The organism is Mesorhizobium sp. M6A.T.Cr.TU.014.01.1.1 (genome assembly GCF_004022765.1).
GTDB lineage: Bacteria > Pseudomonadota > Alphaproteobacteria > Rhizobiales > Rhizobiaceae > Mesorhizobium > Mesorhizobium mediterraneum.
Window position 1 is genome coordinate 13653 of record NZ_RZPG01000028.1, and the last position, 13038, is coordinate 26690.

At 62.6% G+C, this 13038-nt stretch carries 14 protein-coding genes; 4 read left to right on the forward strand and 10 right to left on the reverse strand.

The window, feature by feature from the left end:
* Positions 1-93: 93 nt before the first annotated feature.
* Positions 94-966 carry a helix-turn-helix transcriptional regulator gene (locus tag EN885_RS26180; protein WP_128243236.1) on the forward strand — a complete coding sequence of 291 codons (873 nt, stop codon included), beginning with the start codon at positions 94-96 and terminating at the stop codon, positions 964-966.
* A gap of 86 nt (positions 967-1052) precedes the next feature.
* On the opposite strand, the gene EN885_RS26185 is transcribed toward EN885_RS26180, so the two are convergent.
* The 6 genes from EN885_RS26185 to lgt form a co-directional block, all read right to left on the reverse strand.
* Entirely contained in the window at positions 1053-1988 is a 936-nt protein-coding gene (locus EN885_RS26185) for a ribose-phosphate pyrophosphokinase (protein WP_065011960.1), read from the reverse strand.
* A gap of 155 nt (positions 1989-2143) precedes the next feature.
* Positions 2144-2746: a hypothetical protein gene (locus tag EN885_RS26190; RefSeq protein WP_095488842.1), complete on the reverse strand. Its 603-nt coding sequence runs from the start codon at positions 2744-2746 to the stop codon at positions 2144-2146.
* Positions 2747-2801: 55 nt separating this feature from the next.
* Positions 2802-3953, reverse strand: a complete 1152-nt coding sequence (locus EN885_RS26195) for a Xaa-Pro peptidase family protein (protein ID WP_095488843.1) — start codon at positions 3951-3953, stop codon at positions 2802-2804.
* Positions 3953-4747: a peptidoglycan editing factor PgeF gene (gene pgeF / locus EN885_RS26200; protein ID WP_095488844.1), complete on the reverse strand. Its 795-nt coding sequence runs from the start codon at positions 4745-4747 to the stop codon at positions 3953-3955. The genes EN885_RS26195 and pgeF overlap by 1 nt, the downstream gene beginning before the upstream one ends.
* Positions 4741-5952: a class I SAM-dependent methyltransferase gene (locus tag EN885_RS26205; RefSeq protein WP_128243237.1), complete on the reverse strand. Its 1212-nt coding sequence runs from the start codon at positions 5950-5952 to the stop codon at positions 4741-4743. Before EN885_RS26205 ends, pgeF begins: the two co-directional genes overlap by 7 nt.
* On the reverse strand, positions 5949-6803 hold the full coding sequence (gene lgt / locus EN885_RS26210; protein WP_128243238.1) for a prolipoprotein diacylglyceryl transferase: 855 nt from the start codon (positions 6801-6803) through the stop codon (positions 5949-5951). Before lgt ends, EN885_RS26205 begins: the two co-directional genes overlap by 4 nt.
* 131 nt (positions 6804-6934) lie before the next feature.
* Here lgt and EN885_RS26215 point away from each other — a divergent pair, with 131 nt between their 5' ends.
* From EN885_RS26215 to EN885_RS26225, 3 genes are all read left to right on the forward strand, one after another.
* Positions 6935-7237 (forward strand): accessory factor UbiK family protein, encoded by a 303-nt coding sequence (locus tag EN885_RS26215; protein ID WP_128243299.1) that lies wholly within the window; start codon positions 6935-6937, stop codon positions 7235-7237.
* Between the two features lie 419 nt (positions 7238-7656).
* Positions 7657-8157 carry a YbjN domain-containing protein gene (locus EN885_RS26220; RefSeq protein ID WP_095488847.1) on the forward strand — a complete coding sequence of 167 codons (501 nt, stop codon included), beginning with the start codon at positions 7657-7659 and terminating at the stop codon, positions 8155-8157.
* An 18-nt stretch (positions 8158-8175) separates the two neighbouring features.
* The gene (locus EN885_RS26225; protein ID WP_095488848.1) at positions 8176-8535 is read left to right on the forward strand and encodes a tRNA-binding protein; all 360 of its coding nucleotides are present in this window, start codon (positions 8176-8178) and stop codon (positions 8533-8535) included.
* Positions 8536-8703: 168 nt separating this feature from the next.
* Here EN885_RS26225 and EN885_RS26230 read toward each other — a convergent pair whose 3' ends face one another.
* From EN885_RS26230 to EN885_RS26245, 4 genes are all read right to left on the reverse strand, one after another.
* Entirely contained in the window at positions 8704-9789 is a 1086-nt protein-coding gene (locus EN885_RS26230; protein WP_245465667.1) for a glycosyltransferase family 1 protein, read from the reverse strand.
* 281 nt (positions 9790-10070) lie between these two features.
* On the reverse strand, positions 10071-11483 hold the full coding sequence (locus EN885_RS26235; protein WP_126105281.1) for an ATP-binding protein: 1413 nt from the start codon (positions 11481-11483) through the stop codon (positions 10071-10073).
* Between the two features lie 131 nt (positions 11484-11614).
* The gene (locus EN885_RS26240) at positions 11615-12334 is read right to left on the reverse strand and encodes a response regulator transcription factor (protein WP_036261013.1); all 720 of its coding nucleotides are present in this window, start codon (positions 12332-12334) and stop codon (positions 11615-11617) included.
* Entirely contained in the window at positions 12321-12854 is a 534-nt protein-coding gene (locus EN885_RS26245) for a MarR family transcriptional regulator (protein WP_164547134.1), read from the reverse strand. The genes EN885_RS26240 and EN885_RS26245 overlap by 14 nt, the downstream gene beginning before the upstream one ends.
* Between the last annotated feature and the right edge of the window lie 184 nt (positions 12855-13038).

A 13038-nucleotide genomic window follows, 5' to 3' on the forward strand; every position in this document is an offset into this window, starting at 1 on the left:
TCCCGCAGGCGTAGCCGGTTGCCTTATAAGTCACTTGCCGGGCGACTTCTTTCGTGGTTTGGTCCAATAGTTTCGCGAGTGGGCCATTACCCAATGCCGCACGGCAATGAAATCTTCAAAGCTGGCGACACCGATCTCGGGCAGTTGCATGAGCGCCGCTGGCAGTGGCTGGAGCAGGCCGTCGGGCCGGCGGTGGCCCTGCCGACCGAATATCCCGACGGCTACCACGTGCCGCAGCACCGCCATAACCGCAGCCAGTTGCTGCATGCGCTTGTCGGCGTGGTGCTGGTGACGACGCGACATGGGCGCTGGATGGTGCCGCCCGATCATGCCATGTGGATTCCCGCCGGCACCGAGCATTCCGTCGAGATGCTTGGCGATGTCAGCATGCGTTCGGTCTATGTGATGCCGGAGGCGATCCCCGGGTTGCCTGAAGGGCTGCGGGTCGTCGGCGTCACCGACCTCATGCATAGCCTGATTGTGGAATCGGAAAAGCTGCCGCAAGGCGGCGAGTTGGAGGGGCGCGGCGGGTTGATCATGAGCCTCCTGCTGCATGAAATCCCGAACCTGCCGGAACGGCCGCTCGGCCTGCCTTTTCCTTCAGATCCAAAGCTTGCGGCGCTGTGCCGGCGCTTCGTCGCAGCACCCTCGCCGCATGCGACGATCGACGAATGGGCCGATATCGTCGGCATGAGCCGCCGTTCCTTTACGCGTGCCTTTCATCGCCAGACCGGATTGTCGCTATCGACGTGGCGCCAGCAGGCCTGCCTGTTCGCGGCCTTGCCGCGGCTGGCGGACGGCGAGCCGATCACCAGAGTGGCGCTCGATCTCGGCTATGACAGCGTGCCGGCCTTCATCACTATGTTCAAGCGCATGCTAGGAGCATCGCCGCGCGGCTATATGCGCGGCGCGCGGGATGCCGGCGAAGGCGTTCGCCGGCCCAATGTGCCGGCGCGGGTCCTGTAGCCTAGGAGTGGCGCGCCCGATGGTGGGCTTTGATACGTGCGAGAGCATCCCTATCGAGGGCTGAAAATCGTTTCGTGGTCGGTGCGCTAGTCGAACAGGCTCGACACCGATTCCTCGGTCGCCGTGCGCGAGATCGCCTCACCCATTAGGTCGGCGATGGAGATGACGCGGATGTTGCTGGCGTCGAGCACCGCCTGGGTCGGCTGGATGGAATCTGTAATGACCAGTTCCTGCAGCTTCGAGGCGCCGATGCGGGCGATGGCGCCGCCGGACAAAACGCCGTGGGTGGTATAGGCGGTGACGCTGGTGGCGCCGCCGGCAAGCAGCGCATCGGCCGCATTGCACAAGGTACCGCCCGAATCGATGATGTCGTCGATCAGCAGGCAATCCTTGCCGCGCACGTCGCCGATGACGTTCATGACTTCCGATTCACCGGGGCGCTCGCGACGCTTGTCGACGATGGCAAGCTGGGCATCGATGCGCTTGGCGAGCGCGCGGGCGCGGACCACGCCACCGACATCCGGCGACACGACCATGACATTGGCGAGCTGCTTGTATTTCGCCTTCACGTCGCGGGCCATGACCGGCACTGAGAAGAGATTGTCGGTCGGGATGTCGAAAAAGCCCTGGATCTGGCCGGCATGGAGATCCAGCGTCAAGACGCGGTCGACGCCCGCCCGCGTGATCATGTTGGCGACCAGCTTGGCCGAGATCGGCGTGCGGCCCGAGGCGCGGCGGTCTTGCCTGGCATAGCCGAAATAGGGAATGACCGCCGTGATGCGCTTGGCCGATGAGCGCATGAAAGCGTCGATCATGATGAGCAGTTCCATCAGGTGATCGTTGGTCGGGAACGAGGTGGACTGCAGGATGAAGACATCCTCGCCGCGCACATTTTCCTGGATCTCGACGAAGATCTCCTGATCGGCGAAGCGCCTGACGCTGGCTTTGCCCAGCGGGATGTTGAGATAGCGGGCGACCGCTTCGGCCAGCACTCTGTTGGAATTGCCCGCGAAAAGCTTCATGCACCGTTCCTGGTGAAGGATGGAGACTCTGGCAGACTCTCTTGAGCCTCTTAAGTCGGGCTTTTAGCGGCCCGTGCCGGTATTGCAAGCGTCGTGATCGGGAATCCGCCGGCTAATCTCAATAAACGTTTACGGCGAGGGCAGCCTGCAACGTGTCAGCCCGCCTGACCGCCAAGCCATGTGGCAAACTGGTCGATCGTCTGATCGGCGATCGCCTGCATGGTCTCCGGCGCGACAGCAGCCCAGCCTTCGCCACCATTAACCGACGGCGCCTTCTGCTGGCCGTTGATGCGATGCAGCCGGTTGCCTGCCGGGTCATAGACGTCCCAGACATAGATGACGGTGGTATCCTTACCTTCCGACATCGTCGAGAAATAGCCTTTCAGCACGTGCGTTGGGGTCTGCCCGGCGCTGCCTGCCAAGATGATGCCGCGCTGCTTGGCTCGCGTCTGAAGCTCCGCGGTCAACGGTGTGGCGGCTTCTACCGACGCGCCGACGATCGGCGCCACCTGCAGGCGGGTTCGTGCGATGACGGCGGCGCTTTTTGCGGGCGGCACGGTCGTGGTTGCGGGCTGTGCAGGGGCGGAAGGTTGTGCCGTCGCGGAAGGCTGCGGTGCTGCAGCCGTGCCGGCTGCGGGCACGGCCTGTGTCGACTGCGGGGCGATGGCCGAGGGTTCGAGAACGTCCTTCGCATTGGTGCAGGCGGCCAACGCCAGCGCCGCGAGCAATGACACGGTCGTCACATGCGATCGCCTCATTTGCCTCAAAACTCCTTGGCGATGAACGCCCCTTTGAATCCTTATCATTATGGATTCACTGCACGATCAAGTCGAGATCATGGCGGGACAGCGGCTTCGGCTGCGATTCGGTCGTCAGATAGGTGCGGCCAAGCGTCATTGCGGTCTCAGTTTCGGAGTCCATGATGATCATGTGGGCGAACAGCGTCATGTTTGGCGCGATGGGTTCGGGATTGCCCTGATAAAACATCGGCATGTCCATCCATGACGGAGTGAAGCGGGCGCCGAGCGAATAACCGCAGGCATTGAGACGGTGCTTGGTCAAATTGTGCGCCTCGAGCGTGCGGGCATGCGCGTCGAACACGTCGCCGAAAGTATTTCCGGGCGTCATCGCCTTTTCTACGGCCAGAAGCGCAGCGCGCGCCGCATCGAACAGTTCCTGGTGACGTTTCGACACTTTGCCGGTCAGCACCGTGCGCATCATCGCCGCATGATAGTGGTGGAAGACGCCGGCCCATTCGAGCGTCAGCTGGTCGTTTTTGGTCAGCTTGCGGCGGCCGGCCTTGTAGCGGCAAAGCAGCGCGTCCACCCCCGAGCCGATGATGAACTCGTTGGCCGGATAGTCGCCGCCACCGGCAAAGATCGCTCCCTGCATGGCGGCAAGGATCAAGGCTTCGTCGCCACCCTGCTTGATCAGTGGCAGGGCCGCGTCCAGCGCGTCGTCAGCGAGGCTCGCGGCCTTTTCCGCCTTGGCGATCTCGGCCGGGCTCTTGAACAGACGCAGCCGGCTCACGATGCCGGAAGCGTCGGCGATCTGGCCAAAGGTCTGCAATTGTTCGTCCAGGCGCCGGCCGTTGTAGGCGGTCAGGCCGTGGGTGTCGTATTCGACGCCGATGCGGGCGCCGAGCAGGTCGAGGTCGTTGAGCAAATTGCGCAGGTCAATCGCCGGATTGGCGCCGTCGCGGTCGGTCCACAGCACGATATTGTCGATGATTGAGGTGTGGCGCGCCTGGCGCAGATCGGCCGAGCGCGTCAGCAGGATCATCGAACCGTCTGCCTTCACCACCAGGCACTGGAAGAAGCAGAAGCCGAACGTATCGTAGCCGGTCAGCCAGTACATGCTCTCCTGCGCAAACAGCAGGACGGCATCGAGCTTCTTTTCGGCGATCTCGATCATCAGCCGATCGCGCCGCGCGTCAAATTCCGACCGTTCGAAATGCAGCGCCATTATTCTGTCTCCAAAACGATTGCCGAAATCTGCCGCCCGTAATCCGGCTCGTTGCGATGCGTGGTGCGCCGGTAGGAATAGAACAGATCCTCCTCGGCGTAGGTGCAGCGGCTAAGCCCGTCGGCGGTCACGCCAGCCCGGCTTAGCCGATCGACCGTATAGAGGTTCAGGTCGAACATTGCATGTCCCGACTTCGCCGACGGCGCGAAGTAGCGGATGTTGTTGGCATCGGCCTCGACGAAGCGGGCGACGAATTCCGCCCCGACCTCATAGTTTTCTGGGCCGATGGAAGGACCGAGAACGGCGACGATGCGCTCGCGCCGGGCGCCGAGGCCTTCCATCGCTGCAATGGTATTTTCCAGCACGCCTGACAAGGCGCCCTTCCAGCCGGCATGGGCCGCACCGATGATACGCGCCTCCACATCGGCGAACAGGACCGGTCCGCAATCGGCGGTCGAGGCGCCGACGGCGATGCCCGGCCGGTCGGTGACGATGGCGTCGGCCCTTGGCCGCTCGCCGGGAAAAGGCTCCCTGGCGATGACGACGTCGGGCGAATGGATTTGGTGGGCGGTCAAGAGATGGGTTGAAGGCACGCCCATCCAGTCGGCGACGCGGCGGCGGTTCTCGGCTACCTGCGTCTGGTCGTCGCTCGAGCCGGTGCCGATGTTGAGGCCCTGATAGATGCCGCTGGAGACGCCGCCGACGCGGGTGAAATAGCCGTGGCGAATGCCTTGCGCCCGCGCCTTCTCCAGCAAGTGCGACCGAACGGGATCCGGTTTGGTCTGATTCAGCATGGCGGCGTTGTTGTCCGTGTGGGCGATTTCGTCAAGCTACAGTCCAAAGATGGGCGAAAGTCCAAAGTTGGGCGACAGTCGGAAGTTGGGAGAGTGGGAGAGGCGGCAGCGAAAAGTCCATCCGCTGGTGCAAAGGGCGGAACGGCGATTTCGGCAGGCAGGACGGCAAGCACCTTGAAGAGGTCACCCATGGCTTGCGGGCCGGCGAGGCGCTCGACCTCGCCTGCAATCTTTTCGCGAGCCGCCTCATCGGCATTGGCGCCGAGTTGGCCGGCGCGTTCGAGAAGGCCCATTTCCACCAGGAATTCGCCTTGCGTGGAGAGATGGGCATCGAGGCCGTGCGCCCGCACAATCGCGGCAAGGGCGGCGAAATCGACATGGGCGGTGAGATCGGCTTCGCCCGGATTGGCCAGCACATCTTCGTGATCGTGCTTGCGCAAGGCCTGCAACGTGTCGCCGATCCCTGGCCGGAGATAGCCATAGTCGAGGAATAGGCCAGCGCCACCGAGCCCGGCCAATCGCTCAGCGATGGTCGCCATCAGCGCGGCTCGGGCCGGCGCGACCTCGACAATCGCGCCCTGTGGCGCATTTTCGGCATCGTTCGGCAACAGCGTCGGATCGACCGAGCCGGCGCCGGCGAAGAAGTGCAATTCGTCCGCGCCGTCGAGGCCGATCATCCGTTCGCGCCAGCCTGTTCCAGCGTGGACGAACTGTCGGATGGGCACTGCGTCAAACAATTCGTTGCCGACGATGAAAAGCGGGGTCTGCGGCAGCGTGCCGATGCTTTCGTGCCAACCGATCGTGGACGGCGTGGCGGCAAGCGTTTGCTTTTGGACATCTATCAGCCGCGGGCTGGTCTCGACCATGGCGAAGGATGCGCCGGCGGTCAGCGCCGGATCGAGCCGCGAAAGCGTGCGCAGCATGTCCTTCATCAGCGTGCCGCGGCCAGGGCCGATCTCGGCGATGGTGACCGGCATCGGCCGGCCGGTCGCCAGCCAGGCTTCGTAGAGCCAGACAGCGACCAGCTCGCCGAACATCTGGCTGATCTCCGGCGCGGTGACGAAGTCGCCGGCAGCCCCGAACGGCTCGCGCGTCGTATAGTAGCCGTCCTGCGGATCGAACAGGCAAAGCGCCATGTATTGGTTGACCGGGATCGGTCCCGCCGCACCGATCAGCTCGACGATGCGGGTTTTCAGCCGGGTCATACCGGCTGGGGTTGTGTTACCGGCTTTGCAGTCGCCATCGCCCAGACGCCGGCAAGCACCATTGGTAGCGACAGCACCATGCCCATGGTCAGCCAGCCGGTGCCGAGGAGGTAGCCGAGCTGCTGATCGGGCTCGCGGAAGAATTCGACGAAGGTGCGCGACAGACCGTAGCCGGCGATAAAGGCGCCGCCGACGAAGCGCGGCGTCTTCAGCTTGAGCCTGGAATGGGTGAGGAAGCGCAGGATCAGGAACAGCACCAGGCCTTCGAGCAGCGCCTCGTAGAGCTGGCTCGGATGGCGCGCAAATGGCCCGCCATTGGGGAATTCGACCGCCCATGGAACATCGGTCGGCCTGCCCCAGAGCTCGGAGTTGATGAAATTCGCCACGCGGACGAGACCAAGGCCGACCGGCACGCCAGCTGCAACCACGTCGAACAGCGACCATGTGCGGATGCCGCGCGACCAGGAAAACAGCGTCATGGCGAGAATGACGCCGAGCAGGCCGCCATGGAACGACATGCCGCCCTGCCAGACGGCAAGAATGTCGAGCGGGTGGGCGATGTAGCGCGGCAGGTCGTAGAACAGCACGTAGCCGGTGCGCCCGCCAAGCACCACGCCGATGGCCGCCCAGACGATGAAGTCGTCGAGATCCTCGGGCTTCATAGGCACGGTGCCGTCGGGCCAGAGCCTTGCATTGGTGACGAGCCGCTTGGCATACCACCAGGCGAAGAGAATGCCGACGATGTAGCCGACACCATACCAATGCACCGCCAGCGGCCCGATCCGGACGATGACCGGGTCGATGTTGGGGAAGGGCAGGGCCGCCAGCGGCAGCATAAGATACTCGCTCAACAGGATCTCCCGGTTGCGGATCACGTTCGGGCGCGACCATGCGGCAGGGTTTTGGCGGGGTCAAGGCGACGTGGCTGCTTGCATTCCGGGTCGCGCGCCACTACGTCAAATCGACCAAGCGAGGATTTGCCATGTCGACCGGACCGAACCGCATTCTCGATGAATTCGCCAAGCTGATGACCGACGCCGCGGGTGCCGCGCAAGGGGTGCGGCGCGAAGTGGAAACCGCTTTCAAGGGGCAGGCCGAGCGCGTTCTCAACTCGATGGACCTGGTGCAGCGCGAAGAATTCGAGGCCGCACGCGATATGGCGGCGAAGGCCAGGGAAGAAAACACCCGCCTTGCTGCGCGCCTCGAAGCGCTTGAGGCAAAGCTCGCCGAATTGACCGGGCAGGCCGCGCCTGCGGCCGCGGCAAAGCCCAGATCAAAAAAATAATCGTTAAACTTTTCCACAAAGCACAATCGCAAAAAGCGCTTTGTCGTGAATCGCTTACCGGCATTGCGTGAATCTTTGTGACAGCGGCTTTCCACATGCGAATGACGCGGTGCGAAAAATTGGGCTGGTCACGCGACTCCCGATCAATAGACTGAATTTGTTGCATGATTCGAAGCAGGGTCATGCGCCGGGCGGTGGGGTCCGGTCTGGGGTCTTTGCGTTGACGAAGTCCCGGCCGTCCGAGTTCTAGACAAGATTGTTCGTTGTGTGTGCCCCGCGGAGCGTGTGGCGCTCACTAGAGCGACGTGCGTCCACTTGGACGCACAAAGTACGCTCTAGAACTTTGAACGTTCGCATCGTGCTTTCCGAAAATCGAACCGATTTTCGGGCCGATGCGAAGGAACGACAGGAAGCATTCCATGGAACTTCTCGAACTCGACCTCTCTCGCGAAATCCATCCGGTGGATGTTATCGAGCAGGTGGCCCACAACAACGACTGGTCCTTCGAACGGGCCGGCGACGACGAGATTTCGATTTCGGTTGCCGGAAGCTGGACCGACTACCACGTCTCATTTTCCTGGATGGAGGATTTCGAGGCGCTGCATCTGGCCTGCGCTTTCGACATCAAGGTGCCGGAGGCGCGCGCGCTCGAAGTGATGCGGCTGCTTTCGCTGATCAACGAGCAGATGCTGTTCGGCCATTTCGACCTCTGGGAACAGGAAGGCGCGATCATGTTCCGCCAGTCGCTGCTGCTTGCCGGTGGGGTCGAGCCGTCGAGTCAGCAGGTCGAGGTGCTGCTGTCGTCGGCGCTGGAAGCCTGTGAGTGCTATTTCCAGGCGTTCCAGTTCGTCGTCTGGTCGGGAACCTCGGCCAAGGAAGCGCTGGCCGGCGTCCTGTTCGAGACCTATGGAAACGCCTGAGCCAGGTCCTGACCATCAATGAGCTCGAGCAGCCAGCGCAAGCCCGAGATCAGCTTCGCCGATTTCGACCGTGTCGATATCCGCGCCGGCACGATTATCGAAGCCGAGCCGTTTCCCGAGGCGCGAAAGCCTGCGATCAAGCTGAAGATCGATTTCGGCGCTGACATCGGTGTGAAGAAATCGTCGGCGCAGATCACCAAATATTATGCGCCCGAGACGCTGGTCGGCCGGCAGGTCTTCGCGGTGGTCAATTTTGCGCCGCGGCAGATCGGCCCCTTCATGTCGGAAGTGCTGACGCTTGGCTTTCCCGACGAGGAGGGCGCCGTCGTGCTTGGCGCGATCGAACGCAAGGTGCCGGATGGCGGCCGATTATTTTAGCTTCGTCATCCACGGGCGAAGCGGACGCGCAACCCCGAGAATCCATGCCGTAGCAGTGGTCGAAGAGTAGGACGGTCCAGAATCGCGTTGTTCTGGCCGCTCCTGTGGGGCAAGTGCGGCTCGTCGCCTCAACCCAACAAGTTCTTCACCGAAGGGGTCGCTCGCAGGTCACGGCATGGATCCTCGGGTCTGCGCGTCGGCTTCGCCGCCGCTTCGCCCGTGGATGACGAAAGGTGGTGTCAGTTTGCGCGTGGTGCCCAGCGCCTCTTCAACCGCCTCCAGGAACATTTCCGCGCAGGCTTTCCAGCTATAGCGCATTGCCCGTTCGCGCGCCTCGGCGCGGTCGACGTGGAGCGCGGCGAGCGCTGCCTCACGCAAATCATTCGACACCGCTCCGCCAACCCCGTCGCCGACAATGTCGATTGGCCCCGTCACCGGATAGGCTGCGACCGGCGTGCCGCTGGCCAGCGCCTCGATGATGACATTGCCGAATGTGTCGGTGCGGCTGGGGAAGACGAAGACATCGGCCGAGGCGTAGATCTCGGCCAGTTCGTCATTCGGGCGGTGGCCAAGGAAATGGGCAGCGGGGTATCTGGCCTTGAGCCTGGCCAACTCCGGCCCCTCGCCGACGATCACCTTGCTGCCGGGCAGGTCGAGATCGAGGAAGGCGGCTAGGTTCTTTTCGATCGCGACGCGGCCGACGCAGAGGAAGATCGGTCCCTTGAGCCCCAGTTCCTTCCTCTTGTCCGGCCGGAAATGGTCGGTGTCGACGCCGCGCGTCCATGGCCTCAGCTTGGTGAAGCCGCGTGCCGATAGATCGTCCGCCAGCGACTGGGTGGCGACCAGCGTGCCCTGTCCGGAATTGTGGAAATCGCGAAGCCAGCGGTAGGCCCAGGCCTCCGGTATAGGCAGCCGCGCGCTAAGATATTCCGGGAAGCGCGTGTGATAGCTCGTCGTGAACGGCCGGCCTGCCTTGCGACAATAGCGCCGCGCCATGATGCCGAGCGGGCCTTCGGTGACGATATGGATATGATCGGCATTGCGCGCTTCGATCAGGCGCGCGACATGGCCCGGCGTCGTCAGCGCCAGCCGGATGTCCGGATAGGTAGGCAGGGGCAAGGTGCGAAAGATGTTCGGGGTCAGGAAGTCCGTCTCGACGTCGAAGGATTTCAGGGTTTCCGAAAGCCGCTCCAGCGTGTGGACGACGCCGTTGACTTGCGGGCGCCAGGCGTCGGTGACCATCAGGATGCGCATAGCAGCCCTTTGCTTGAAATGTCGTCGGTTTCCTTGATGCGAGGCCGCAAGGCCGAATCAATCAGGATCGCACGCTTCATGCGCGCTCTTCAGCATGGTTTCATGACGGGCCGATGAAGGCGCAAACCGGCGGTCGTCCGCAGCTGCCAGAAAAGCAGCGCGTCGTCCCGAAAATCGAATTCGATTTTTGCTGCGCTGACCTTCGGTTCGGAAAGCACGGTGCGTAGGTTCAAAGTGTTAGAGCGTACTTTGTGCGTCCAACTGGACGCACGTCGCTCTAATCAGGCCGGAACCTTGATGACGGCGCGCAAGCCGCCGAGCGGGCTCTTGTCCAGCATGATATCGCCGCCATGGCTGCGGGCTATGTCGCGTGCGATGGCAAGGCCAAGGCCGGTGCCGCTGGCGTCGAGGTTGCGGGCCTCGTCAAGCCGCACGAAAGGCTTGAACACGTCCTCGCGCTTTTCGGGCGGAATGCCCGGACCGTCGTCGTCGATGGTGACGAGCAGCGAGCCGCGGCCATGATTGGCGTTGATTTCAACCGTCTTGGCGTAACGGAAGGCGTTGCCGACGATATTGGACAACAGCCGGGCAAAGGCGTGGGGCCGCACATGCACATTTGGATCGCCGGCGAGCGCGGTCGACAGTTTGCGCTTGCGCAGCGTGGCCTCCTCGCCCAGCTTTTCGAAATACGCTTCAAGATTGAAACGGCCGGCGTCTTCCGTTGCCTCGCCGCGAGCAAAGGCGAGATAGCCTTCCAGCATGGACTGCATGTCATCGATGTCCTGGCCGAGCGCCTCGGTGTCGGCCTTGGTCCCGGTCAGCGCAAGCTGCAGCTTGAAGCGAGTGAGGATGGTTCTCAAATCGTGGCTGACGCCGGTCAGCATAGCGGTGCGCTGTTCGAGCTGGCGTTCGATGCGTTCGCGCATCTGGATGAAGGCAAAGCCGGCGCGGCGGACCTCCTCGGCGCCGCGCGGACGGAAATCGCGCGGCATCGGCCGGCCCTTGCCGAAACTTTCGGCGGCCTCGGCCAGCGTCAGGATCGGCCGGATCTGGTTGCGCAGGAAAGGGATGGCGATCATCAGCAGCACCAGCGAGGTGCCGACCATCCAGATCAGGAAAATGTGCGTGTTCGAGGCATAGGCCTGGCTGCGGCGCACGAAGGCGCGCAGCACCTTGCCCTCGAGCTGGACGCGGACCTCGATGATATTGGAATTGCCGACCGTGTCGATCCAGAACGGCCGGTTGATCTGATGGGTGATCTCGGACGAGAGAATTTCGTCGAGGATCGAGAAGAACGGCTTTGGACCGGGCGCCGGCAGCGGATCGGGCGGAAGCAAGTCGATCTTCAGCTGCATGCGATCCTGCGCGATGCGGATGATATTGGCGTAGTCGGCGTCGTTCGGATAGGTTTCAACCAGGTCGACGATCGCGGCAATGTCGCGGACCGTGGCCTGCGACAGGCGCTGCGTCACGGTCTGCCAGTGGCGTTCCATGAAGACAAAGGCGAGGACCGATTGCAGCAGGATCATCGGTGCGATGACGATGATCAGCGAGCGGGCATAAAGCCGCTTCGGCATGTAAAGCGAAACGAGGCGCCAGAACCGTTTCCAGGCAAGCGGCACCGCCTTCAGCGCCCGCCTGGCGCGAGCGCTCAAGCCGCTATCTTCCGGCCGTTCCAGTTGCGTGGTCGCCATTCGCCCTTTTTGCCCATCTGCAGCTCAACAAGGGACCCGCAAGCGCAGTGCTGCGCTTGCAATTTTCGACTTTATGCATGTCGTCGTCCCAAAACCGCTTCGCACTTTTCGGCGACATGCATTGCGGCAGTCTATTCCACGCTGAGCCGATACCCAATACCACGCACGGTCTGCAGCCAGACCGGGTTGGACGGATCGCGTTCGATCTTGCGGCGCAGCCTGTTGATCTGGACGTCGATGGTGCGCTCGCCGACTTCGGACTCGTCGCCGACAAGTTCATGGCGCGGTATCGTTTCGCCGGCCCGCGCCGCGAAGATCGCCAGGATCTCCTGCTCGCGGTCCGTCAGCTTCAGAGCCTCGCCGCCGCGCTTGAGCTCCCGCCTGGCGATCTGGAAGGTGTAAGGGCCGAAGACCAGTTGCTCGACCTTGGGCGTCGTTGCCGGACCGCCGCGGCGCAGGATGTTGTTGATGCGCAGGATCAATTCGCGGGGATCGAAAGGCTTCGGCAGATAGTCGTCGGCGCCGGCCTCGAGCCCGGTGATCCGGCTGTCGGTCTCGGAAAGCGCGGTAAGCATCAGGATCGGCACGTTCTTGGTCGCCCGCAACGCCTTGGCGAGGTCGACGCCGGTTTCGCCCGGCATCATGATATCGAGCACGAGCAGGTCGAAATCGAGGCCGGCGAGCTTGCGCCGCGCTTCGCCGGAATTTCCGGCAACGGTGACGCGAAAGCCGTTTTCGGTCAGATATTGTTTGAGAAGATTGCGGATACGGGTATCGTCATCGATCACCAGCAGATGCGGCGCATCATCATCCGGTGCTGCCGGTTGATCAACCCTTTCAATGGTCTCCATGGCTTTTCCCTGACATTTTTGCGGGCACAATGTCGATCTGCGCCCTTAGTTCCGGATTGACCATCGCTTCCAGGAAGCGTTCGATCAAGGCGCGTTCGGTGGCTCCGAAATCTTCCAATGCAGCATGGATGCGGCGCGACTGTGGCCGTGCCAGCGCCAGCGCCAAGGCGCGGCCCTTGGCCGTCGGATAGAGTTCGCGCTGGCGGCGGTCGCGCGGGCCCTGCAACTGGACGACATGATCGGTGTCGATCAGTTGCTTGAGCACGCGTGCCAGGCTCTGCTTGGTGATCTTCAGCACGTCGAGGAGTTCGGCGACCGTCAGGCCCGGCCTGCGATTGACGAAATGCAGAACCCGGTGATGGGCGCGGCCGAAGCCATAATCGGACAGGATCTGGTCCGGATCGGAGGTAAAATCGCGATAGGCGAAGAAGAACAATTCGATGATGGCAAAGTCGATGCCGTCCTCGTCGGTGACCGCCGTCCTGATCGGTTTTCCGGCTGGGTGGCTGCGATCCGTCATCTTTTCTCCGTGCGAAAGGGAAATTATGTCAGTACTATTGACGTAATTTCCCGGCAATGGTAATTTTTGACAAGCTTTTCGGCGGATTGCGAACGAAAAGGCAAGGGAAAGCCGTTTTTCCGGAACTTCCTGTGTTTGCCAGACCTTATATATCCGCCTACGCTTCGAGATACCGGCCGCCCGG